The organism is Nocardia anaemiae NBRC 100462 (genome assembly GCF_001612725.1).
Classification (GTDB): Bacteria; Actinomycetota; Actinomycetes; order Mycobacteriales; family Mycobacteriaceae; genus Nocardia; species Nocardia anaemiae.
On the sequence record NZ_BDAZ01000061.1, the window covers coordinates 53,675 to 76,981 of the forward strand.

General features: G+C 65.3%; 21 protein-coding genes. 11 read left to right on the top strand and 10 right to left on the bottom strand.

Annotated features, from left to right (window positions below):
* Positions 1 to 4: 4 nt before the first annotated feature.
* Together NA5_RS29925 and NA5_RS29930 are read right to left on the bottom strand one after the other, a co-directional pair.
* On the bottom strand, positions 5 to 406 hold the full coding sequence (locus NA5_RS29925) for a YciI family protein (RefSeq protein WP_062992045.1): 402 nt from the start codon (positions 404 to 406) through the stop codon (positions 5 to 7).
* Positions 407 to 502: 96 nt separating this feature from the next.
* The gene (locus tag NA5_RS29930) at positions 503 to 1,726 is read right to left on the bottom strand and encodes an NAD(P)/FAD-dependent oxidoreductase (RefSeq protein WP_062992047.1); all 1,224 of its coding nucleotides are present in this window, start codon (positions 1,724 to 1,726) and stop codon (positions 503 to 505) included.
* A 162-nt stretch (positions 1,727 to 1,888) separates the two neighbouring features.
* Here NA5_RS29930 and NA5_RS29935 point away from each other — a divergent pair, with 162 nt between their 5' ends.
* A complete protein-coding gene (locus tag NA5_RS29935; RefSeq protein WP_062992049.1) occupies positions 1,889 to 2,551 on the top strand; it encodes a mycothiol-dependent nitroreductase Rv2466c family protein in 663 nt (220 codons plus the stop codon).
* Position 2,552: 1 nt separating this feature from the next.
* Here the strand turns inward: NA5_RS29935 and NA5_RS29940 are convergent, their stop codons facing one another.
* Positions 2,553 to 3,671, bottom strand: a complete 1,119-nt coding sequence (locus tag NA5_RS29940) for a M48 family metallopeptidase (protein WP_062992051.1) — start codon at positions 3,669 to 3,671, stop codon at positions 2,553 to 2,555.
* 152 nt (positions 3,672 to 3,823) lie between these two features.
* Between NA5_RS29940 and NA5_RS29945 the strand changes: the two genes are divergently transcribed.
* The 7 genes from NA5_RS29945 (at position 3,824) to NA5_RS29975 (ending at position 13,796) form a co-directional block, all read left to right on the top strand.
* Positions 3,824 to 4,297: a ribose-5-phosphate isomerase gene (locus NA5_RS29945; RefSeq protein ID WP_062992053.1), complete on the top strand. Its 474-nt coding sequence runs from the start codon at positions 3,824 to 3,826 to the stop codon at positions 4,295 to 4,297.
* A gap of 176 nt (positions 4,298 to 4,473) precedes the next feature.
* Positions 4,474 to 5,289, top strand: a complete 816-nt coding sequence (locus NA5_RS29950) for an Fpg/Nei family DNA glycosylase (protein ID WP_062992055.1) — start codon at positions 4,474 to 4,476, stop codon at positions 5,287 to 5,289.
* Positions 5,290 to 5,471: 182 nt separating this feature from the next.
* On the top strand, positions 5,472 to 6,260 hold the full coding sequence (locus tag NA5_RS29955; RefSeq protein ID WP_157110702.1) for an FHA domain-containing protein: 789 nt from the start codon (positions 5,472 to 5,474) through the stop codon (positions 6,258 to 6,260).
* Between the two features lie 71 nt (positions 6,261 to 6,331).
* Positions 6,332 to 7,786, top strand: a complete 1,455-nt coding sequence (locus NA5_RS29960; RefSeq protein ID WP_063813672.1) for a protein kinase domain-containing protein — start codon at positions 6,332 to 6,334, stop codon at positions 7,784 to 7,786.
* Complete coding sequence (locus NA5_RS29965; protein WP_062992061.1) at positions 7,783 to 9,429, top strand: tetratricopeptide repeat protein; 1,647 nt, start codon at positions 7,783 to 7,785, stop codon at positions 9,427 to 9,429. Before NA5_RS29960 ends, NA5_RS29965 begins: the two co-directional genes overlap by 4 nt.
* A gap of 66 nt (positions 9,430 to 9,495) precedes the next feature.
* Positions 9,496 to 12,984 carry a protein kinase domain-containing protein gene (locus tag NA5_RS29970; RefSeq protein WP_062992063.1) on the top strand — a complete coding sequence of 1,163 codons (3,489 nt, stop codon included), beginning with the start codon at positions 9,496 to 9,498 and terminating at the stop codon, positions 12,982 to 12,984.
* A complete protein-coding gene (locus NA5_RS29975) occupies positions 12,981 to 13,796 on the top strand; it encodes a hypothetical protein (protein WP_062992065.1) in 816 nt (271 codons plus the stop codon). The genes NA5_RS29970 and NA5_RS29975 overlap by 4 nt, the downstream gene beginning before the upstream one ends.
* A 23-nt stretch (positions 13,797 to 13,819) precedes the next feature.
* On the opposite strand, the gene NA5_RS40750 is transcribed toward NA5_RS29975, so the two are convergent.
* The 7 genes from NA5_RS40750 to NA5_RS30005 form a co-directional block, all read right to left on the bottom strand.
* Entirely contained in the window at positions 13,820 to 14,005 is a 186-nt protein-coding gene (locus NA5_RS40750; protein WP_157110703.1) for a hypothetical protein, read from the bottom strand.
* 183 nt (positions 14,006 to 14,188) lie between these two features.
* Positions 14,189 to 14,647: a MaoC family dehydratase gene (locus NA5_RS29980; RefSeq protein WP_062992067.1), complete on the bottom strand. Its 459-nt coding sequence runs from the start codon at positions 14,645 to 14,647 to the stop codon at positions 14,189 to 14,191.
* 27 nt (positions 14,648 to 14,674) lie between these two features.
* Positions 14,675 to 16,186, bottom strand: a complete 1,512-nt coding sequence (locus tag NA5_RS29985; RefSeq protein WP_245672460.1) for an acyl-CoA synthetase — start codon at positions 16,184 to 16,186, stop codon at positions 14,675 to 14,677.
* A complete protein-coding gene (locus NA5_RS29990; protein WP_062992071.1) occupies positions 16,186 to 17,061 on the bottom strand; it encodes an amidohydrolase family protein in 876 nt (291 codons plus the stop codon). Before NA5_RS29990 ends, NA5_RS29985 begins: the two co-directional genes overlap by 1 nt.
* Positions 17,058 to 17,981 (bottom strand): SDR family oxidoreductase, encoded by a 924-nt coding sequence (locus NA5_RS29995; protein WP_062992073.1) that lies wholly within the window; start codon positions 17,979 to 17,981, stop codon positions 17,058 to 17,060. Before NA5_RS29995 ends, NA5_RS29990 begins: the two co-directional genes overlap by 4 nt.
* A 24-nt stretch (positions 17,982 to 18,005) precedes the next feature.
* Positions 18,006 to 19,106 (bottom strand): NAD(P)-dependent alcohol dehydrogenase, encoded by a 1,101-nt coding sequence (locus tag NA5_RS30000; RefSeq protein ID WP_062992081.1) that lies wholly within the window; start codon positions 19,104 to 19,106, stop codon positions 18,006 to 18,008.
* 19 nt (positions 19,107 to 19,125) lie between these two features.
* Entirely contained in the window at positions 19,126 to 20,574 is a 1,449-nt protein-coding gene (locus NA5_RS30005; protein WP_062992083.1) for an aldehyde dehydrogenase family protein, read from the bottom strand.
* Between the two features lie 178 nt (positions 20,575 to 20,752).
* Here NA5_RS30005 and NA5_RS30010 point away from each other — a divergent pair, with 178 nt between their 5' ends.
* The 3 genes from NA5_RS30010 (at position 20,753) to NA5_RS30020 (ending at position 23,143) form a co-directional block, all read left to right on the top strand.
* Positions 20,753 to 21,211, top strand: coding sequence for a MarR family winged helix-turn-helix transcriptional regulator (locus NA5_RS30010; protein WP_218020189.1), 459 nt, complete (start codon positions 20,753 to 20,755; stop codon positions 21,209 to 21,211).
* Positions 21,212 to 21,223: 12 nt separating this feature from the next.
* Complete coding sequence (locus tag NA5_RS30015; protein WP_062992085.1) at positions 21,224 to 21,967, top strand: IclR family transcriptional regulator; 744 nt, start codon at positions 21,224 to 21,226, stop codon at positions 21,965 to 21,967.
* Positions 21,968 to 22,063: 96 nt separating this feature from the next.
* Entirely contained in the window at positions 22,064 to 23,143 is a 1,080-nt protein-coding gene (locus tag NA5_RS30020; protein ID WP_062992087.1) for a Rieske 2Fe-2S domain-containing protein, read from the top strand.
* Positions 23,144 to 23,307 lie beyond the last annotated feature (164 nt).

Consider the following 23,307-nt stretch of genomic DNA (forward strand, 5'->3'; position numbering starts at 1 on the left):
ACAATTATTGTTCGGTCGCCGGAGCACCCATTACCGCGCGCACCTCGATGTACTCACCGATCGGCTTGCCACCCGGTCCGGGGCCCGCCGAGGCTTGTGCGGCGATCTCCAGCGCACGCTCCGGACTTTCCACGTCGACTAGCCAATATCCGGCCAAGAACTCCTTGGTCTCCGGGAACGGCCCATCGGTGATCACCGGCGCGGAGCGCCCGTCCGAGCTGACCAGCCGTGCCTCGTCCGGCCCGGCCAAGCCCTGCGCGTCGACCAGCTCGCCGGTCTTGGCCAGCTCCGCGCCGAGGGCCCGCTGGAAGTCGATATGCGCCTGGATTTCCTCCGGCGTCCACTCGGTGATCGGTACGTCGCAGTTGGCGGCGGGTCCATAGGTCTTGAGCAGCATGTACTTCATATCCGGTCTCCTAGCCTTCGATGCGCCCGATGGCGCGCTCGCGATCAGGTCGGAGCCGTGCACACCGATCCGACACATCCTCGATGGTGATCTGCATCACAGCGGCGCGGAGGTGTCGGCGAGCCGTTCCGGATCGACCTGCTGGCCGATCAACTCCTTGATCCGGTCGGTCACATCCCAGATATTCACATTCATCCCCGCCAGCACCCGGTTATCGGCATCGAGCCAGAATGCGACGAACTCGCGCTTCGCCAGATCACCGCGCACCACCACCCGCGCGTACTCACCGATCGCGGCATATCCGGTGTACTCCATGCCCAGGTCGTATTGGTCGGTGAAGAAGTACGGCAGCCGGTCGTAGAAAGCCGATTTGCCGAGCATGGTCTGCGCCGCGACGGCGGGTTGGTTGAGCGCATTCGCCCAGTGCTCCACCCGAATTCGACGACCGAGCACCGGATGCTGCGCGTCCGCGATATCGCCGACGGCCACGATATTCGGATCACTGGTGGCCAAGCTCGCATCGACGAGGACGCCACCGTCGGTCGCCAGCCCCGCGTTCGCGGCCAGTTCGATATTCGGCCGCGCGCCGATCGCGACGAGTACCGCGTCGCCCTCGATCACAGTGCCGTCGGTGAGCCGGACACCGGCCGCCACATCCGGCTCCCCGTCACGCGTGGTGATCGCCTCGACCTGCGCACCGAATCGCAGGTCGACGCCGTGGTCGCGATGCAGGTCCGCGAAGACCCGACCCATCTCGGGGCCGAGCGCCGCCAAGAGCGGCAATTCGGCGGATTCGACAATGGTGACCTCGACCCCGGCGCCGCGCGCGGCCGAGGCGACTTCGAGCCCGATCCAGCCCGCCCCGATGATGACCAGCCGCTGCGCCGAGCCGAACAGATCGATCAGGCTGTCGGAATCGTCGATGGTGCGCAGCGTGTACACCTCGCGCGCATCCATGCCCGGAATCGGCAGGCGGCGCGGTGTCGAGCCGGTCGCGAGTGCGAGCTTGTCGTAGCCGAGCGTCGAACCATCCGGCAGCGTCACGGTTTTCGCGCCCGTATCGATCGCGCCGACCTCGGTGCCGAGCAATAGGTCGATGTGGTGATCGCGGTACCACTGGCTCGGATCGACGGTGAATTCTTCGAGCGATTTCTTACCGGTCAGGTGTTCCTTCGACAGCGGTGGTCGCTCGTAGGGCAGATATTCCTCGGCGCTGATCAGCGTCACGGTTCCGGCGAAATCGTTGGCGCGCAGCGCTTCCGCCAGTTTGGCCGCGGCCAGCCCACCGCCGACGATGACGAAATGCTGATCAGAGGTCATAACGGACTCCTTTTCGGGAGGGAACCGGACGCCTGCGTGTCACCCTACTGGGACCCGAGGCCGCCTTTTCGGAAAATCGGCGTCCGGTCCGGGAACGAATCGCGCGCCCGCGTGGTTGGCCACGGATAGTGGCGCGGCGAATCCGCGCGTTACGAGCGTGCGATGGAGAGGAACAGGTCTGTGAGCGAGACGACCACCAAGAACGTTGCCGATTTCTGGTTCGACCCGCTGTGCCCCTGGTGTTGGATCACCTCCCGCTGGATTCTCGAGGTCGAGCAGGTCCGCGATATCGAGGCCCGTTTTCACGTGATGAGTCTGTCGGTGCTGAACGAAGGCAGGGAGGGCCTGCCGCCGCAGTACGAGGAGCTGCTCGCCACCGGCTGGGGGCCGGTCCGGGTCGCCATCGCCGCCGCACAGGAGCACGGCGACAAGGTGCTCTCCCCGCTCTACACCGCGATGGGCACCCGCATCCACAACCGTCGCGAGGAGTACACGCGCGACTCCCGCAAGGAATCCCTCGCCGCGGTGATCGCGGATTCGCTCGCCGAGGTCGGCCTGCCCGCCGAACTCGCGGCGGCCGCGGAGAGCACCGACTTCGACGAGGCGCTGCGCAAGAGCCATCACGAGGGCATGGACAAGGTCGGTCCGGATGTCGGCACCCCGACCATCCATATCAACGGCAAGGCCTTCTTCGGCCCGGTGCTGTCGCGGATCCCGCGCGGCGAGCAGGCGGGCAAGCTGTGGGATGCGGCGGTCACGCTTGCCGACTACCCGCACTTCTTCGAGTTGAAGCGGACCAGGACCGAGGATCCGTCCTTCGACTGACCTACGGCACGGTCTTCGGCGGCAACGCCGGAACCTCGCCGTAGCTGCTCGGGTAGGGACCGGCCGGTGGCGCACCGGCCGGTCGGCTCGGTCGCCAGAACAGCTTGCCGTGCCTGCTGCGGTCGCGCAGCGCCCACATCCGCCAGGTCAGCACCGGATGCGAGGACATGGCATTGCTGATCCAGACGAAAAAGCCCTTCTCGACCGCGGCCCGATCGGCCATTTCGTCGAAGCCGACCAATTTGTTCAGGTACTTGCCCGCGGCGAGGGTGCCCATGGCACCCGATGCGCCGACGTGGCGGTTGCAGTAGCCGTGGTTGTCGGCGGTGTACTCCTGGGACCGGATCAGCGAGCTGCCGATGATCGGCAGTGACGGCGCAACGAACATGCCGAGCTGACGCCAGTACGAGGTGTGCCCGGCCGCGATATGCCCGACCTCGTGACCGATGATGAAGGCCAGCGCATCGGGTTCGCGTGCGGCGCCGCCGATTTCGAACAGATCGCTGTAGACCGCGACATAGCGCCGGAACCCGTGACCGGAGGCGAAGGCATTGATCTGGCCGTTGCCGAGCACGACGTAGGCGTCCGGCACCTTGGCCATTCCGAATCGGGCCGCCGCCTCGACCACCAGCTGGTAGCCCTCCGGAAACTGGGTCGGTGACATCTTGACGCCGTTGACCCGCATGGACGCGTAGCTCATACCGCGCAGGAACCACACCACGATCGGCGCGAAGACCAGGATGATCAGGTAGATATTCGGCTGCTTCCCATCCAGCACGATATCGATGCACACCGCGAGCGCGATCAGCATCGCGAACGTGGTGATCACACAGACGACGACCAGCAGCGGAATCTCCCACGGATGTCGTGCCGGCCTGCCGTACGGAGACAGGCCGCGCGGCTGCCGCTGCGGCGGCGTACCGGGCGGGACCGGAGCCACACCGTATCCGTATGGCGCCGGTCCGTACTGGGGGTACGGCGCGGCAGGGTATTGCGGCGACGATGGGTACTGCGGCGAATTGGCGGTCGCGTCCTGAGCCCGTGCCCATCCGCCCAGTGCGGGATAGGGATCGGCGGGTCCGCCCGCCTGCTCGGGCGGCTGGAAGTCGTGCGGCTGCATGCGAAGAACTCTATTCATTTGCCGGGGACGGGGTTCGGCGCCGTTGGGGGGACGTACGCATCTGTCGATTCGCGGCAACGGCTAACGGTGTTAATCGTGGCCGCGCGTCCCCTCTCGCGGCGCCGCGAAACAGGCCTGACACAATCGCAGCCATGCGCGTATACCTGGGTGCCGACCATGCCGGTTTCGAACTGAAGAATCACGTCAAGGCCCATCTGGAGCAGGCGGGCCACGAGGTCGTCGACTGCGGTGCCCTCGAATACGACGCACTCGACGACTACCCCGCCTTCTGCATCGAGGCGGCCCGTCGCACCGTCGCCGATCCGGGCAGCCTCGGGCTGGTCTTCGGCGGCAGCGGCAACGGTGAGCAGATCGCCGCGAACAAGGTGCCCGGCGCCCGCTGCGCCCTGGCCTGGAGTGTGGAGACCGCGCAGTTGGCCCGTGAGCACAACAACGCCCAGCTGATCGGCATCGGTGGTCGCATGCATTCCACCGAGGAGGCGCTGGCCATCGTGGACGCGTTCGTTTCGACCAAATGGTCCGAGGAGCCGCGCCACCAGCGCCGCATCGACATACTGGCCGAGTACGAGAAGACCGGTGTGGCCCCGGGCGTTCCGGCCTACTGAGGCACCGGCGTAATCCGTCGTCCCGCAAGGTAATACGACTGCGGGGCGGCGGAAAGAGAGGATTACCAGCCCGATGCCTGAGGAGCATGGCCTGCGCTGGATCGCGTGGCCACATCAGCAGCGCTCCGCTGGCGGTGTGGTGCGAGTTCTGAGCACAAACGAATGGTCCGCCGCCGATGCCTGAGGGGCACACGCTGCATCGGCTCGCGCGGCTGCACCAGCGGCGCTTCGCCGGGGGAGTGGTGCGTGTTTCCAGCCCGCAGGGCAAGTTCGCCGCCGGGGCTTCGCGCGTCGACGGTCAGGTGCTCACCAAGGCCGAGGCATGGGGCAAACACCTTCTGCACCACTACGAGTCGGGTCTCGTCGTACACGTGCACCTCGGGCTGTACGGGGTGTTCACCGAGGTGCCGCTGCCGATGGGTGAGCCGGTCGGGCAGGTGCGGATGCGGCTCGTCGGTGACGCGTCGGCCGATGAGCGCCTGTACGGCAGCGATTTACGCGGCCCGACCACCTGCGAGGTGTACACCCGGGCCGAGGTGACGGCGCTGACCGAGCGGCTCGGCCCGGATCCGCTGCGGCGCGGCGCCGATCCCGAACGGGCGTGGCGGCGAATTCATCGCTCGCGCAGGGCCATCGGCGCACTGCTGATGGATCAGCAGGTGCTCGCCGGTGTCGGCAATGTGTATCGCGCGGAACTGCTTTTCCGGCACGGCATTTCGCCGCAGCGACCGGGCACCGCACTGACCGCCGACGAATGGGACGCGATGTGGACCGATCTGGTCGCACTGATGCGGGTGGGCGTACGGGTCGGCAAGATGGTCGTCGTCCGCCCCGAACACGACCACGGCGAACCGTCCTACGCACCCGACCGCCCACGCACCTACGTCTACCGCCGCCCCGGCGCGCCCTGCCGCCTCTGCGGAACACCCGTCGCACACAGCGTGCTGGCGGGCCGAAACCTCTTCTGGTGCCCCACCTGTCAGGCCATTTGAGTAGCAGACTGATCCGACGCTGTTCCGATGTGCTCGGCAATGCCAGGGCAGCCGCCGACCACACATCAGAACCCGTGACTCGGGTTCACCGAGTTCGCCACCGCACGCGGGTGCCTCGTTGTTGTCGACCGAGTCGCCCCGAGCATCCATCCTCCGCCGGGTGCCGTGGTCACAATGTGGCGGTGAGCGAATTCGCGAAGAGCTCGATATTGGTGCATATGCCGACACCGCTCGGTGTACCGCGGTCACCGGCGCTGAATCTGTGGCCAGGTGAGCTGGCCACCTTCGGGAGTGGTTCCGACTCGCGCCGTGTCGACATCCGCCTCGATGGCCCCGGAATCTCCCGGTGGGCCGGGCGGATCGAGGCAGCGGAGGGGTTCTGGATGCTGACGAATCTCGCCAGCAAGCCGAATGCGACGTATGTGGTGCACAACGACGAAGGCCGCGGCGAGCACTTTACGATCCGCCCCGGGGAGCGCCTGCCGGTACCGTTCACCGCCTCCCGGTTGGAGCTGCTGGATGCCGAGTCGAATGTGGTCGGGTTCAAGGTATTTGTGCTGCGGCGCACCGCAGTCGCGGTTCCGGCGGTATCCACGGCAGCCGACAGTCGTACCCGGGATCCGGTCCGACCAGTCGATGAAACAACCAAGTATTTTCTGGTGCTGGTTGCGCTGTGCGAACCGCGGCTGGTACACGGCTCCGCGGCCGTGCCGACGATCCCGGAGCTGTTGAGCCGAGTGCAACGCACTCGGACGGGATTCGACATAAGGACGCATTCGGCCGTGAACTTCCACCTCGAGTACCTACTCGACCGTCTCGGGCTGCGCGGCTACGACGGACTCGAGGATCGTCGCGCGGCATTGATCAACCGCGCCTTGTGGTTCGGCATTGTCCGAGAGGAACACCTCGACCTGCTCGCCGACGATCCCGGACGGGTGCGCCCGGACGACCCGACATCGCACCTGGGCTGACATCTCGTGCGAGCGGCGACCCTGTCGGTCATCAGGTAGCGCCGAATCGCCGTAGCGACGACGATGATCAGATGCCAGCGACAGTGACATTGTCGGTGACTTCTGGTCCGACCGAGGGCGAGCGGTTCGTTTACTCCGAAAAGGCGCATTGCGTCGTCGGTCGCGCCGCCGACTGCCATCCGCAGCTTGTGGAGCATGGTCCGCGGCCATTGGTGTCGCGCCATCATTGCCTGTTCGATATCAATCCGCCGGATGTTCGGGTGCGAGATTTCGGTAGCCTCAACGGAACTCACGTCAACGGCATCGAGATCGGGCGCAGGTTGCCGGGCCAGACACCGGAAGAGGGTGCGCTGTTGGAGTTTCGGGAACGCGACCTTGTCGATGGAGACGAGATTCGGTTGGGTGACACCGTGATCCGGGTCGGTGTGGTCGTTCCACCGGCTTGTCGCCACTGCGGCACCGAGATCGGGTCAGATGTCGACGTTTGTCGTCGGTGCCGCGCGACCGGAGTACTGGCGTCAGAGCGGTCACGGTGCACGCTCTGTGGACGCGAAACATCCGATCGGCGGGCGGGAAAACTGTTGTGTGACAGCTGCAAACGGGATCGGCATGCGCTGGCGTCGGCACTATTGCGTAATGCCGAGGCCGGGCACGAGGGCCTGTTCGCGATCCGCGGGTACGAGTTGGTCCGTGAACTCGGCCGCGGCGGGCAGGGTGTCGTCTACCTGATGCGCCATACCGATTCGGGCGAGCCCCGCGCACTCAAGGTGCTGTCGGCGCAGGTCGCGGTCGATCCAGGCGCAGAACGGAGTTTTCTACGCGAGATGGACAGCGTCCGCGGGCTGAACCACCCGAATATCATCGGCTTCCAAGAGGGCGGTGTGTTCGGGGCGACTTTCTACTTCGTGTGCGAGTACTGCGACGGCGGCAGTGTGGACCAATTGGTCAAGCGCAGCGGCCCGCTCGCTGTCGAGCAGGCGGTGCGCATCGCGGTGCAAGCGTTGGAAGGACTGGACTACGCCCACAATGTGCCGGTCGACTGGGCAACCAGTGATTTCGGGCAGACCGCGATCGGACTGGTGCACCGCGACGTCAAACCGGCGAACATCCTGCTCAACGGATCAAGGGCAGCACAGGTAGCGAAGCTGGCCGATTTCGGGCTGGCCAAGGCTTTCGACCGGGCGGGACTGTCCGGGCACACCATGACCGGATCGACGGCCGGCACAGTGGCGTTCATGGCGCGCCCGCAACTGGTCAACTACAAGTTCGCCAAACCGGCGGTCGATGTGTGGGCGATGGCGGCGACACTGTACTTCATGCTCACCGGCCACACGCCGCGAGACTTTCCACGTGCGGCCGATCCGATCGCGATTGTGTTGAGCACGAACGCGATCCCCTTACGTACCCGCAATCCCGCGATACCCAAGAGATTGGCTGAGGTCATCGACGAGGCCTTGATCGACGACCCGAACATCCGGATAACCACCGCGACCCAGCTATGCGAAGCATTGTTGGAGGCGTTGTGAGCGGGTGGGACTGTGAGGTGAGCGAACTCGTGCGCGAGTTCCGCGCTGCGGGTGTCACGGACCCGCACGCTCTGGCAAGCAAGGCCGCGGCGGCGGGTCTCGAAGCCGACCACAGCAAAACGTCGGATCAGAGCCGGTATTTCGTGTTCCGCGGCATCGATGCCGAGATGGCCAAATGCTTCTTGTTGGACGAGCTGTCGGTGGATGAATGGCATGTGTACTTCGTTGTCGAGACCGCCGACGGCATCTGGGGCAGGGATATCAATGGGCTTTATCTAGAGCAACTACGGCCCTGGCAACTCGACATCAGCGCACAATACGTGGCGCGCATCGCGAGGATTCCGGGCGTGTTGAGCGAATCGTCCGGGGTGGTGACCGCGGCACGCGGAATTGCCGACAACTTCGTGGTCGAACTCGTCTGCGGGAACTGCCGAGCCCGGTGGTGGGACGGTGTCCGCTACCAGGACCGCACCGCGGTGCGATGCCCGATATGCCGGACATTCAACGCGGTGGACGCCAATATGATTCATGTCGAATTCGGTTCGGATGGTTCGTCGTCGACGGCACCGCCGACGAACCTCTCGGCGACGCTGCCCCCGACCGATCAGCAGCTGCGCCAGCCCGGGTGGATCGCCACGCGACTCGCTGAACTCGTCGGGACGGGTCTGTCGGGATTCAGCAAGCTCACCACCAGACAGCAGATGATGGCCTTGAGTCCCAGCCACCTCGATTCCCTCCTCGCACGCGATGATCCGGCCGAGGAATGGATTCGCGGCTGGGTCGAGATCCGGGCGATCGGGCACCAACTCGACCGGGTGGGCGGTGCCGAACTGATGCGTGCCGTGGCAGACCAATTCGGTCGCGCCGACAGAACTGTGATCAGAATCGATGGGCCTCTCACCCTGTGGCGATTCGACGGCGCGGATTTCGTCAGCGACGATGTGGACAGGCTCTGTGTCGCGGATACGACCGGCATGATCGACACGATCTGGGACCGAATCGGCGGTCGGGAGCCCTGTTCGACATTCCTGTTACAGGACACCCGCGGCTGGATCGAGATCAAGCCGATCTGGAAAAGTCGATTGGTGGGGCTCACAGCCGAGACCGAGCCGTGGGCGGTCGAAATCCCGCACCCCGACGGAACACAGACGAGAATTGTCATCCCGGCACCGCAGAGTCTTGCCGACCTCGTTGCCGAAGCAAACGCTTGTTGCGGCGACGCCTGGCAACTCTTTCCCGCGTTGACGCTCGAGGAGAAGCGGTGGCTACTCGACTACGGCCCGATCGGACTCGGCATGGCACTGAAGGCGCGCAAGGGTGAGATGAATGTCAGAGGATTCGGCGTGAATCTCCTGGAAAGACTGAGTGACAATGAATTGAACGAAGCGTTCGTGCTGACCTACCTGTCGCAGCTGGCGCGCGTGCAGTCCGAATCCGTGAAATCGATCGGGATCCTCCAATACGTCTTCAGGCACGTACCGTTCGACGCCGTTTCCTTGATGAACATCGGAGCTCTATACAGCGATGTCGGAGATCGCCGCACAGCTGTCGCTTACCTGGAGAAATCGCTCGAGCTCGACCCGGGTAATGCGCGGATTCGAACGAATCTCGCCATCGCGAAACCGGGAACTGAAACCAGGTAAGCGTCGATACGTACCGCCGCGCACGCGAGAACGGATGCGCGCATTCGAATCAGGAGGGCCGGGTTGGTGACGGAGTGGCGTGCCGGGGATGTTGTCGCGGACCTGTACGAAGTTCGCGAGGTCATCGAGTCCGGTGCGCTGGGGCTGGTTTACCGAGTCTGGCATCGAGGTTGGAATGCGGAGCTTGCGGTCAAGGTTCCACGCCCCGAGCTGCTCGATTCTCCCTCGCATGTAAGCGATTTCGAGTCCGAAGCGCGGACATGGGTCAAGCTCGGGATGCATGCGAACACGGTGGCGTGTGCGTACGTCCGCCGTATCGACGGCATCCCACGGGTGTTCGCGGAGTGGGTCGACGGCGGTAGTCTTGCCGATGCGGTACGCCGCCGTCGACTATACGATGGGGAACCCGAACACGTGATGGCGCGGATTCTGGATATCGCGATCCAGTTCGCGTGGGGGCTGGGGCACGCCCACGCAGCCGGATTGGTGCATCGAGATGTCAAGCCCGACAACGTGATGCTGACGCGCGACTGGAACACGAAGGTCACCGATTTCGGATTGGCGCAGGCCCAGCACTTCGGTTTGACACCCGCATACTGCTCGCCGGAGCAGGCCCACGCCGCGACGAACTCTTCGGAAATCTTGACTCCGGCAACGGATGTGTGGTCGTGGGCCGTGAGCGTATGGGAGATGTTCGTCGGCGAGCCACCGTGCCGATACGGGCAGACCGCGCGGGCGGTCTTCGAGTCCTTCCTGAGCGTCCATGTCGCGCAGGCGCCGGGGATCCCATCGCTGCCAAGGCAACTGGCCGACATCTTGCTGCGCTGCTTTGCTCTGGATCCGGCCGAACGGCCACAAAGCATGGGGCAATTGGCCGACGGACTGATCGCCCTCTATCCGGAACTGACTGGAGCCGAGTATCCGAGACCGCGTCCGGATGCGGCGACGCTGTTGGCCGACGGGTTGTCGAATCAGGCGTTGTCGATGCTGGATCTCGGTGAACCTGAGCGTGCCGAAGCGATCTGGCAGCAGGCCTTGATGGTCGACCGACATCACCCCGCATCGGTGTACAACTACGGACTGCATCGCTGGCGCTGCGGTCAGCTCACTGATACGCAGCTTGTTGCCGAGCTCGAGCAGTTGCGAGCGAGCCACAGCGGCGAGCCGTTCGCGGATCACTTTCTCGGGCTGGTCAATCTGGAGCGCTGCGATATTGCCCTCGCCCGACGGCACCTGGAACAGGCCGTTCGGCAGGGATCCTCCGATGCCGATATCGGTGTCGCGCTCACCTTCGTCCGCAATCGCGCGGATGAAGACGACCCCATCGTGCTTCGGTGGGAGAACGTCGACGCTCTCGCGCTGAGCCGCGACGGTCGCGTCGCGATCGCCGGTTGCATCGGTGGGACCGTGCGGATCTTCGACCCGGCGTCCGGGCATTGCCTGCATACCGTGCGCGCACCCTCGGTTCAGTACTTCCTGTCGGTCGCGTTGAACGCTGACGGTTCCCGCGCGATGGCTTTCGGCGTCGACACCAGGATCTGGGTGTGGGACGTCGAGTCGGGGCGATGTGTGCACAGTCTGCGTACGGGTCATTCGGGTGCCGCGGTCGCATGGAGCGTCGACGGCACGTTCGCGCTCACCGCTGATCGCAAGGGCCTGGTAGCGGTCTGGGACCTCGTCGAAGGTCTCTGTCTGCGCACCCTGCGCCAGGACTATTGCGGCTCGAGCGGTTTCGGCGAGTCCGTCGCGATCAGCGCCGACGGTAGGACGGCGTGCTTTTATTCGGGCAAGGACCGTCGGGTGCTTGTATCGGAGATTGCCACTGGCCGCGTTGCGCGTTCATTCGACGGCTACATCGGGGCTGCGGTCAGCTCCGATCGCAAACTGGTTGTGTCCGGAATACACGCCGGGGCGGCGGCTCGCACCACCCGAGCTTCGCGAATCGTGCTGTGGGAGTTGGAGACCGGTCGGCTGCGTCGGGTGCTCACGCACCCGGAGAACGCGTTCGGCAACCGATGCGTTGCCGACGATGGTCGGCTCGCGGTGACAGCCGAGTGGGCGGGCACGGAAGGTGTGCTCAGGGTATGGGAGCTCGACACCGGTCGCTGCCTGCGAACCATGGTCAGCCATTCCGGCTCGATCGGGTCGATTGCGCTCAGCGGCGATGGCCGCATTGCGCTCTCCGCCGGTTTCGATGGCACGGTGCGTGTGTCGCGGCTGGCACCGGCAGGGCCGATGGCGCCGTGGAGTTATGTTCGCCCGCGCACCGTCGGCGAACTCACCGCACAAGCCGACCGGGTGAAGTCGGTGATCGTCGAAGCCGATCGGTTGATCGACGGCGAACGGTGGACTGCCGCTGCCGAGCTGTTGCGCGGCGCCCGTGGAATTCCGGGATACGAGCGGAATCAGGGGCTGCTCGAACGTTGGCGGCAGGTAGCGTGCCACGGCCGTCGTGGTGCACTGATCGCCGCCTGGGAACGCTACCGGCTCACGGGCGCGACCAGTGCTGTGCTGGGCGCTGGTGATCGACTTGTGCTGACTGCGGACACCGACCGGGTCATTCGGGTGCGCGAACTCGCAACCGGGCGCGCGATGCGGACCCTGGCCTGTAACGACGAGCCTGGCAACGCCAAGATGGTGTTCAGCACCGACGGACAATACGTCCTGTGTACCGGCGCGGACCACGTCGTGCGAGTGTGGGATGTCCGGACGGGCATTTGCGAGCTGTCTCTGCTCGGACACACGCGTTCCGTGGTAGGACTCGCGGTGAGCCATGACGGTGGAGCCATCGTCACAGCCGGTGTGGACGAGCGGGTTCGGGTCTGGGACCGCTGGACCGGGCTCAGCGTGTTGACCTTGGGGTGCTGGCGAGATCCAAAGATCGGGGTGAGCGGCGACGGGACCCGCATCATCGTCGCGTCGGTCGATCCTGATCGCAGTGGTGCTGCGCGCGGTACGCTCGAAATCTGGAATTTGTATGGTGACTGTCTGCAAACCACATCGATGGACGCGTCGCTCGGCTGGAGCAGCGCCGACATCATCGTCGCGCCCGACGGACGAACGGCCTTCTGGCCCAATGGTATCGACGTGCAGGTGTGGGATTTGACCGCGGCTCGACGTGTGGCCACGCTGAGCGGCCACACACAAGGGGTGACCGCGATCGCGGTCAGCGCTGATGGGCAGTTGCTGCTTTCCGCTAGCCGCGACGCGACCATTCGGGTCTGGGATCCGCGCAGCGGCCGATGTCGGCTCACCATGACCGGCCACACCGGTGGGGTCAACGCGGTAGCGATCGGTGGTGATGGCAGCCTTGCCGCATCGGGCAGTACTGACGGCGCTGTCCGTGTGTGGGACCTGCGAACCGGGGACTGTGTGTGCGTCCTCGATTCCGGCCCGCACTCCGTGGAGTCGGTAGCCATCACCGCCGACGGGCGGACTGTGCTGTGGGCCGGAAACGACCAGCCTGTGCATGTGTCGGAGCTGGATTGGGAATACGACTTCGATGTCGACGCAACGGACTCGTCGACAGCTGAGGAATCAGGGAGGAACTCATGAGATTTCGCTTCGGTCGCAAACGGGCCGACGACCGAATGTCGGCGATGTCGGTCGATATCCGCACGGCTGCGCAGCGGCTGCCGACCGCCAGCGCCGACGACATCCAACGAGACTTTCTGACGGTAAAGGATGCCTGGGGCGCGAAGGAGGTGGTGGTCGTCGTCGGCGCTGATGCTCTCCAACGTAGGATTGCGAAGATAGTGGCGGACAACGAATCCGACGGTTTTACCGAATCACGCGTCAAAGTGGTCACGGACGAATGTCCTGCGCGAGTTCAGCTCGACTCGCTCAATGTGTCGCGGACCACCGGATGGCGACCTTATCGGATCGTGAAGCGGGAGGACGGCGAATTCGCCATGTACGGCCACTCGAGCATGTATCGAGACCTCGCGGTCAGCCCGGGCGCATCCGAACTCACGCCCTGGGTGCGGGAATTGATCCCTCGACATATGGCAAGGGTTGAACACCAGCTGCCCGAGCTTGCCCGACGGCCAGGATGGCAAAAACTGGCCAGTGAACCCGCCCTGTCGTTCGTAGCCAGTGCCCGTGACGCCACCGCGCGCCACTTCGACGACGTCCAGATCGTGGTGAGCCGCTTCGACGAATCAGATCCGAAGCGGATCCGTCAGCTCATGCCGGGTGGCTACCTGGAATGGGTCGACAACGTGTTCCACCGCACCGGCGTGCAGCTGGGACAATTCGATGTCGCGCATTGGCTTGTCTGCGAGGATGCCGAGCAATACATCGTGCACCTCGCTTACCTTCCCGCGGACCGCGGCGGGTCGGCGTTGGTGCCATCGGACCTGAAGTAGCCTCCGCCCGACCCAGGCCGGACTCAGCGAGTTCCGCACGCGTTCGACCAGACCCTGTCGATCGTCAGGTGGATCCGGTCGCAAGCAAGCAATACCGTTCTGGCATGGGATTTTTCAAGCGTCGATCCGGCAGCGGATCCAAACATCAGCGCCTTCTCACAGACACCGAGCGAGGCGTCGCAGCAAAATTCGCCGAACAGATGGGGCATGATTCCGAGTTGTTCCTGAGGCTCATGACCGACGAATCCTTCTTCGAGAAAACCCTCGAGAGTCTCCCTCCCGGCCCTCGCGGTTGCACGTGTCCACCTGGTTCACGGGATTGTCGGTGTTCTGCGGGCCGAGCGTGATCCTCGGCCATCGCTGCTGCCCCACCTGCCAGGCCAGCTGAGACGTCACCGGAAGTAGCGGTGCACCATCTGGGCGATGCAGACGGGTTTGTCGGCGCCCTCGCGTTCCATGATCGCGTCGACGGTGACTTGGACGGCGCCGTCGCCGAGGTCGGTGGCGTCGGCGAGGGTGGCGGTGAGGCGGACCTTCGCGCCCGCGGGGACGGGGGCCGGGAAGCGGACCTTGTTGAGGCCGTAATTGATTGCCATGCCGCGGTTTTCGATGACGAGTATTTGTGACCAGAGCGGAATGAGTAGCGACAGGGTCAGGTAGCCGTGCGCGATGGTGCCGCCGAAGGGGCCGGTCTTCGCGCGTTCGACATCGACGTGGATCCACTGCTGGTCGTGGGTGGCCTCTGCAAACATGTCGATATCGCGCTGCGGAATCTCGAGCCAGTCGCTGGTGCCGAGTTCGGTGCCGATGAGGTCGAGTAGGTCGGTGGGTTTGTCGACGGTGGTCGCCATCTGGCGGTCTCCTTCGGTTGTTGTGGATTACGGTGTCAGTCCGCGGATTCGGCGAGCGTCGTCGCGCAGCAGCAGGCGCTGGAGCTTGCCGAGGGCGTTGCGCGGCAGCTGCTCGCGGAAGACGTAGTACTTCGGGCTCTTGTATCGGGCGAGGTTCGCTTCGAGATGGGTGCGGATCGCGTCTTCATCGATGTCGTGGCCAGGGCGGACGACGATGAACGCCAATCCGACCTCACCCCAGCGCTCGTCCGGCACGGCGACCACAGCGCAGTCGCCGACACTGTCCAAGCGCGCGATGGCCGCTTCGACCTCGGCGGGGTAGATGTTCTCGCCGCCGGAGATGATCATGTCTTTGACGCGGTCGACGATGTGCGCCCAGCCGTCGTCGTCGATGCGGACGATATCGCCGGTGCGGAACCAGCCGTCGATGAACGCCTGTTCGGTGGCGTCGGGTCGACGCCAGTATCCGGCAAAGACATTGGGGCCCTTGACGAGTAGTTCGCCCTGGCCCGGACCTTCGATGATCTCGCCGGACGGGGTGAGCAGCGCGACGTCTGTGAAGAAGTGCGGAACACCTGCCGATACCGGATGTGCGTCGGCGCCGTGGCGCAGTGCCATGAGTACGCCGGGGGCTGCCTCGGTCATGCCGTAGCCCTGTAGGGCTTGGATGCCGCGGGACAGCCACGCCTTGGCCACATGTTCGAGGACGGGTGAGCCGCCGAATGCGACGCAGCGGACACTCGACAGATCGGTGGTCTCCCACTCGGGCGCCTCGCACAGCATTTTCAGCATGGTCGGGGCGAGCGGGAATACCGTGGCCCGCCTGTGCTCGATGGTGGCCAGGAACTCGCCGGGATCGAATTTCGGTATGACGACGACGGTTCCGCCCGCGTACAGGGTCGGCAGCGTGATCTGCCCCAGACCGAGTACGTGGAACAGCGGGGCGGAACACAAGCTGACATCGTCACGGCCGAGACTGAAATGGGCGAACTGGTTGAGCGTGTTCCAGACGATATTGCCGTGGGTGAGTACCGCGCCCTTCGGGCGGCCGGTGGTGCCGGAGGTGTAGAGGATCAATGCGGGATCATCGAGTCCGACCGCGTGGGCTGGTGGTGTTCGGCCGGTATGTTCGGCGATCGCGTTCTCGTACTCCTCGCCCAGGTGCAGCAGTCGGGGAGTGGCCGAGCTTCGTGCGAGCGCATCGATACCGGTGTCGGCACCGGTGACGAACACCGCTGGGTCGGCATCATCGAGCAGCCCAGCGATCTCCGGCGCCGCGAGCCGGGTGTTGAGTGCGACGAACATGGCACCGAGATGCGCTGTGGCGAAGAGGGTTTCGAAGGTCGCGATATCGTTGTGCCCGAGATAGGCGACCCGATCGCCCGGCTCGACGCCGAAATCGGCGAGGGCCGCGGCGAGTGCGTCCACGCGATCGGCGAGGGTGGCGTAGTCGACGCACCGGTCCTGCTGGATCAGCGCGATGGCGTCGGGCTCCATCCTGGCCCGCCGACGCGGCCACGAGCCGATGCCCTGGTCCATCATGTCGACCTCAATCCCAGTGCGGTGATGGCATTTTCGCGCAGGATCAGAGGACGGACCTCGTCCTTGATATCGAGTTGCGCGAAGTCCTTCATCCACCGATCCGGTGAAATGAGCGGAAAGTCCGAGCCGAACAACACCTTTCGTTTGAGCAGGCTGTTGGCGTACTTGACCAGTTGCGGCGGAAAGTATTTCGGTGACCACCCGGACAGATCGATATAGACATTGGGTTTGTGGGTGGCCACGGCCAGCGCTTCGTCCTGCCAGGGAAACGACGGGTGCGCGATGATGATCGTCAGATCCGGGAAGTCGACGGCCACATCGTCGAGCAGCATCGGATTGGAGTATTTGAGCCGGATGCCGCCGCCACCGGGCAGTCCCGATCCGATTCCGGTCTGACCGGAATGGAACAGGGCGGGCACCCCGAGTTCGCTGATGGTCTCGTAGAGCGGGTATACCGCATGATCGTCGGGCCGGAAGGCCTGCACGCTCGGATGGAATTTGAAGCCGCGGACCCCTTGCTCGACGACCAGTCGCCGGGCTTCGGCCAGTCCCGCCTTGCCCTTGGCCGGATCGATGCTGGCGAACGGGATGAGGACGTCGCTGTGCGCGGCGGCCGCGGTGGCGATGTCGTCATTGCTGATCCGTCGATGGCCGAGCGCGGATTCGGCGTCGACAGTGAATACGACCGCGGCCATGCGACGTTTCCGATAGTAGGCGGCCGTTTCGTCGATGGTCGGTGGGCCGGATTCGGCGCCGAAGTAGTCCTCGGCACCCGCCCGTAGTTGGTCCGGTAGCGAATAGTGGCCGCAGCCATCGGTTTCGGCGTGCGTGTGCACGTCGATCGCGACGAGTTGGTCCAGGTCGAGACTCATGACAGCTGCTGTGCGGTGGTCGGGATCTTGGGCAGCGGGATGCCGTAGGTTTCGAGCTGCTCACCGATTGAGGAGTCGAACGCCTCGGCGATCGCGTCGGCGGTCCAGCCGCCGTCGAGGAAGGCGCTGCGGATTTCGCTCGGATGCGACCAGAGCGACAACCGATCGCCGCCGATACCTACGCATTGCCCGGTGATATGGGCGGACGCATCCGAAGCCAGGAAAACCACCAGTCCGGCGACATCCTCCGGGGTGCCGAACGAGGCGGCACGACGCACCACCGAGGGAATCGGCTCACCATTCTTCATGCCCTCGACGTAGGGCGCGAGGAAGGGAATGGTCTCGGTCATCGCGGTAGCCGCATTGGGGATGATCGCGTTGACCGTGACCGCGGCCTTCGCGCATTCCATCGCCCACGTGCGCGCCATCGCCGCGATACCGGCTTTGGCTGCCGCATAGTTGGTTTGACCGAAGTTGCCGCGCTGCCCGGCGGGGGATCCGGCGAGCACGACCCGCCCACCGTGACCGGCCTGACGGAAGTGCTTGACCGCTTCCCGAACGCAGGTGAACGTGCCGCGCAGATGGACGTGGATGACGGCGTCGAAGTCGTCATCGGACATATTCCACAGCACCTTGTCGCGCAGGATGCCCGCATTGGTCACCATCGCATCCAGCCGCCCGAACGTGTCGACAGCCGCCGCAACGAGTGTCTGCGCGGCCTCGGTGGTGCCGACGGCGACCGGTACGGCGAGTGCTCGACCGCCGGATTCGGCGATTTCGGCGGCGGCCTTCTCGGCGCGGTCGGCGGCCACGTCGTTGACCACGACGGCCGCGCCCGCGGCGGCCAAAGCCTTGGCATAGGCGAGGCCAAGGCCTTGTCCGCTGCCGGTGACAATGGCGACTTTGCCGGTGAGATCCATATGCGAGGTTCCTTTCGGTGAACGTCAGAAGATGAGGACGGGTTTGATCGCCTTGCCGGAGGTCATATCCGCCACGGCCTGGCCGATATCGTCGAACGGGTACCGGGTGATCAGCTTCTCGATCGGGAGCCGTCCGCTGTGCACCAGCGAGACCAAAGCCGGTATGGCGGTGCGGGTTTCGTTGTCGCCCAGGGTGAGTCCGACGATCTTGCGGCCCGGCAGCATGGCGTTGACGTCGAGCGCCACCTCGGCGCCGAACGGTGGTGCGCCGACAATGACCAGCGTGCCGCGTGCCGCGAGGACATCCGCACCGATGCGTAGCACGGCGGTACTGCCGGTGGTTTCCACGACGGCGTCGGCGCCACCGGTGATCTGGGTGATCGCCGCGGCGACATCGGTTGTCGTCGCGTCGATGAGGTGTGTTGCGCCGAGTTCCCAGGCCAGTTCGAGGCGTTCGGCGACCTTGTCGACGGCGATGATCGTCGTGGCCGGTGACAGCGTGGCCGCCATGATCGCGGACAAGCCGACCGCACCCGCACCGAGTACCACAACACTCGATCCCGGGCGCGGCTGTACGACATTCCAGATCGCGCCGACACCGGTCTGGACACCGCATCCGAGCGGGGCGATCGTTTCCAGCGGCACGTCCGGATCGACGACGATCATGCTGCGCTCGTCGACGAGCGCGAGTCGGCTGAACGACGATTGCCCGAAGAAATGCCCGCCCAAAGGGGCGTGGTTGCGGGTGATGGTGTGGCTGTCGTCGGCTCGCGCACCGCCGATCAGGTTGAGCGGCAACCAGGTTGCGCAATAGGCGGGGTGACCGTCGCGACAGTTCGCGCACGCTCCGCACGAGGTGAACGACAGCAGCACGTGATCACCGGGAACGACACCGGTGACTTCGGAGCCGACGCGTTCGACGATGCCCGCGCCTTCGTGACCGAGCACGCCGGGAAGCGGAAACGGCAGCCCGCCGCTGGCGACGCCCAAGTCGGTGTGGCAGACACCGGCCGCGACCATGCGCACGATCGCCTCGTGCGGGCGTGGTTCCTCGAGTTCGATCGGCGAGAGGGTGAACGGCGCACCGCCGGATTCGACGACGGCTGCCCAGGTGGTGGTGGTCATGGTGAGTGTCCCTGCGGATTCAATCGAGAGCTATGACAACGGATTTGACCTTGGTGTAGGACGCGAGGGCCTCGGGTCCGTATTCGCGTCCGAAGCCGGAGTCCTTGACTCCGCCGAACGGCATGGCCGGGTCGAGCATGGCCCAGTCGTTGACCCAGACGATGCCCGCTTGCAGTTTGTCGGCGACGCGGTGCGCGCGGGCGAGATCGGTGGTGTGCAGTCCGGATGCGAGTCCGTAGCGCGTGCCGTTGGCCAACGCGATGGCTTCGTCCTCGGTGTCGAAGGCTTGGACCGTGAGCACCGGCCCGAAGATCTCCTCCTGCACCACTCGGGAGTCGTCGGCGAGGTCCGCGATCACGGTCGGCTGGTAGTAGTACCCGCCGTTCAGATCCAGCCGTTCACCACCGCATACGACCCGACCGCCCTCCCGGCGGGCCAGCGCGACATACTCTTCGACCTTCGCGACATGCCGTTGCGCTGCCATCGGTCCCACCACGGTCGCCGGATCGCGCGGGTCACCGACCGGTACGCCCGCGACGGCCTCGCCGAGGATGCCGACGATGGTCTCGTAGAGCGGCCGAGCGACCAGCAGCCGGGGACCGCCCATACAGAACTGCCCGGTATTGAAGACGAACCCCTTGATGATCGCGCCGACGGCCTTCTCGACATCGGCGTCGGCGAACACGATCTGCGCGGCATTGCCGCCGAGTTCCATGGTCACCGGCTTCAAGGCCGCACCCGCCGCACTCGCCGCGCGCCGACCGATCTCGGTGGAACCGGTGAACGCGATCTTGTCCACGCCGGGATGTTCGAGCAGCGCCGCACCGACTACCGGGCCGGAGCCGGTGACCACGTTGACCACACCCGATGGCACACCGGCCCGTTCGAACAGCGTCGCCATGAACAGCGCACTGAGCGGTGTTTCCTCGGCGGGCTTGTGGACGACGACATTGCCCGCGGCGAGCGCGGGCGCGATCTTGGAGGTGGACAGGATCAGCGGAAAGTTGAACGGCGTAATGGCGGCGACCACACCGAGCGGATCGCGGCGGGTGTAGGCGAATGCGGGCAGCGGCGTGCGACGGGTGGCGCCGTCGATGGTCTGGGCGAGCGCGGCACAGTACTCGTACTGCTCGACGGTGGTCGCGACGTCCACCGATCGGCACAGCGTGACCGGTTTGCCGACGTCGAGACTTTCCAGCCGGACCAGCTCATCGGCGTTCTCGCGCACCAGTTCGGCGATCCGGAGCAGGGTGCGCGCCCGTTCCCGACCGCTGCGGCCTGCCCATTCCGGGAATGCCGCGCGCGCGGCGGCGACCGCGTCATCGACATCGCTGCGGTCGGCCTCGGCGACAGTGCCGATGACCTGACCGGTCGACGGGTCGACCACATCGCTGCGGCCACCCGATGCGGAATTGCGCCACTTGCCGTCGATGAACAGCTGTCCGTCGATGTTGTCGTTCGTGCTCATGGTTGCTCGGTCCCGTTCCGACGATTCCGGCTGCTCGGCCGAGATGCGCCTGCTCTCATCAACAGGAAACCTGATGGTTCTAGTGATGTCAGCCACTATTCGCCACTGACAGGATTCCTGTCAATGGTCTATTCTCGATTTCGCCGAACATCCCGCTACAGAGGTCAGGAGAGTGCTGGTGACGATCTCGGAGGCGAAGCCGACCGTTAGCCGACCGCCGGGCAGTCAGACCTCGCTGCTGTACGCGGTGAAGAGGGTCGAGCTGGCGGTGCGTGCGCGCCTGGACGAGCTGCTGCGCCCGGTCGGGATCACCACTTTGCAGTACACCGCGTTGACCGTGCTCGAGCGGCACGACGGTCTACCGGCCGCGCAGCTGGCGCGGGATTCGTTCGTCACGGCACAGTCGGTCGCCGATGTGGTCCGCGCGCTGGAGAGTCGCGGACTCATTGCGCGCGAACGCAACTCACGCAATCGGCGCGAGCTGCTGATCCACCTGACCGAGGCGGGGCGGCAGTTGCTCGCCGATGTCGCCGCCGAGGTCGATGCGGTGGAACAGCAGATGATCAGCGGTATGACGGCCGAGCAGGCCGACGATCTCCGCTCGGCATTGGTGCGAGCCTGGCATGCGCTGTCCTGACGGGCGTCGGGAATGACCCAGTCGTCGGTCCTGGCCCGCGCACTGGTTCTGCTGGAGGCGTTCGATAACGCGCACCCGGTATTGAAGCTGTCGGAGCTGGCCGAGCGCACCGGTCTGCCGCAGACCACGGTCTACCGCCATGTCGTCGATCTCGTGCATTGGGGTGCGCTGGACCGGGCTGCGAGCGGCGGCTATCAGATCGGTCTGCGCATGGTGGAGATCGCCTCCTACTGCCCGCGCGCCAGGCCGATCCGTGATGTCGCGCTGCCGTTCATGGAGGATCTGTACGAGGCGACGCACCAGAATGTGCAACTTGCGGTCCGCGACGGCACCGAAGTGGTCTATGTCGAATTCCTCGCCGGGCGCGACGCCGTCTTCGTGCGCACCCGAGTGGGTGCGCGCTGGCCCATGCACGCGACCGGCGTCGGCCTGGCCATCCTGGCCTACGCGCCCGCCGACGTCGTGAACAAGATCGCCGACCGGCCGCTGGCGGTATTCACCACGAAGACGATCAGCACGCCCGAGGTGCTGCGTCGCGCACTGGCCGAGGTGCGCCGCACCGGCGTCGCGATCAGCGACGGTCAGATAACCCTCGACGGATATTCCGTCGCCGCACCGATTTTCGGCTCGGATGGCCAGGTCGCGGCGGCGCTGTCGATCGTGGTACCAGCGGGAGACTCGCGTCGGGCCATGTGGGCTCCCGCGGTGCGCACCGCGGCCCATGGCATCACCCGGCAGCTGGGTGGCGGGCGCTGACTTCCGTTCGACGGAAGTGTGCCTTGGCTCACGCCGGGGCGGCCCACACGATGGACCGCACAGCCCGACCGGGGGATCACATTCAGGAGCATTCCGATGAGCCCGACAACCGCAATCGTCCGCAACCAGTGGTACGTGGCTGCCTACAGCCAGGAGATCGGCCACGACTTGTTCGCGCGAACCATCTGCAATGAGCCACTGGTGTTCTACCGGACCGAGGACGGCACGGTTGCGGCACTGTCGGACCGCTGCATCCACCGCCGCTACCCGCTGTCCCGGTCGCGGCTGGTCGGTGACCGTGTCGTCTGCGGCTACCACGGCTTCACCTACGACCGCACCGGGGCCTGTGTCGCGGTGCCCGCGCAGACCCGCATACCCCGCAGCGCCCGGGTGGCCTCCTACCCTGTGGTGGAACAGGATTCGTTCGTCTGGGTGTGGATCGGCGACAGCGACTCGGCCGACCCGGCGGCGATACCGCGCGCACCGTGGCTGGTGCAGGACGGCTGGACCACCATTCGCGGCCTGGAGACCATCCGAGCCAGGCATGCGCTGCTCATGGACAACCTGATGGATCTGTCCCACGAAACCTATTTGCACGGCGGCTATATCGGCACACCCGAGGTTGCCGAGACGCCGATCACCACCGAGGTCGACCAGGCCGCCGGTGTGGTGCGCGTGAGCAGGCATATGGACGATGCCGAATGCCCGCCGTTCTATGCCAATTCGACCGGCATCACCGGACGCATCACCCGCTGGCAGGACATCGAGTTCCAGCCACCGTGCCTGTACCGGCTGCACAGCCGCGTCGCGCCACAGGGCAGCTATCCGCCCGACGGCTACCGGCCCGGCCACGGCGCAGATGCCGATCCCGGCGCGTTCCACACCGAAATCGTGTACGCCCTCACTCCGGAAACCGAGCATTCGGTACACGACTTCTGGATGGTGGCAAGGGATTTCGCGATCGACGACCAGGACGTGACCGACTACCTGCACAAGAGCAATCACACCGTGGTCATGCAGGACGTGGTGGCGCTGAACCTGGTCGAGGAGGTCATCGCGGCGGAGGAACGCACCGGTGGTACTTACCAGGAGCTGTCGATCAATATCGACACCGGCGCGTTGGCGGCACGTCGGCTCATCGCCGAGCTCGCCCGGACCGAAACGACCCGAGCATGACCGCCTGTCACCGCGTGCAGTGGTACCCGGGCAGCGATCAGCTATTCGGCCGATGCCATTGCGGCGCAACCCGAATCGCCGATGACCCGACCGAGATCTGGCAGTGGTTGCTCGCCCACCCAGACGGTCATCGCGACGGGGTGCCCGATCCGCGGCCCGCGACC